Annotated in this window: 1 protein-coding gene; it reads left to right on the top strand. The window is 45.1% G+C overall.

The window, feature by feature from the left end:
- A partial coding sequence (locus IEW93_RS21845; protein WP_188741285.1) for a reverse transcriptase N-terminal domain-containing protein occupies positions 1–901 on the top strand: 901 nt, incomplete at both ends.

Genomic DNA, 901 nt, shown 5'->3' on the forward strand with positions numbered 1-901 from the left:
CTTCAAACGAAGTTAGTGCCTCTTCTGACAGCACTCAATGGCAATCCATTAACTGGAAGGCTGTTAAGCAACATGTATTAAAGCTTCAAATGCGCATTGCAAAAGCAACCCGAGAAGGTAAACACGGCAAGGCGAAAGCGTTGCAGTGGATATTAACCCACTCTAAAGCAGCAAAATTGCTTGCTGTTAAAAGAGTTTCTCAAAACAAAGGCAGCAAAACACCAGGGATCGACGGCATTATTTGGAATAGTGATGCTCGTTGTATGACCGCGGTGAATCAACTGAGCCGGAAAGGCTACCATGCCCAACCGCTCAGGCGTATCTACATCCCCAAGAAAAACGGCAAGCTCAGACCTTTAGGCATTCCCTGCATGATAGACCGAGCGCAACAAGCGCTTCACCTTCTAGCCTTGGAGCCTATTTCGGAAACGGTGGCTGACCTCAATAGCTATGGCTTTCGACCTAATCGAAGCGCAGCAGATGCAATTGCACAGTGCTTCAAATGTTTATGTATGAAGCGCTCTAGCCAATGGGTTCTTGAGGGTGACATCAAAGCCTGTTTCGATAAGATTGGTCATCAATGGCTTATCGACAACATTCAATTAGATAAACGAATGCTGAAACAATGGCTTGGATGTGGTTATATTGATAAAGGATTGTTCTATAAAACAGCTGAAGGAACACCACAAGGTGGGATCATATCGCCTACGCTTATGTTGCTCACGCTGGCTGGGTTAGAACAGTTGGTTAAGTCTATTGCCCGTAAAACAGGGAATAGGGTCAACTTTATCGGATACGCAGACGATTTTGTCATCACAGGTTCTTCGCAAGAAGTCCTAGTTAATGAAATCAAGCCGCAACTCATTGGCTTTCTACAGGAAAGGGGCTTAACACTCTCTGA

Source organism: Shewanella inventionis (assembly GCF_014641855.1).
GTDB classification, from domain to species: domain Bacteria; phylum Pseudomonadota; class Gammaproteobacteria; order Enterobacterales; family Shewanellaceae; genus Shewanella; species Shewanella inventionis.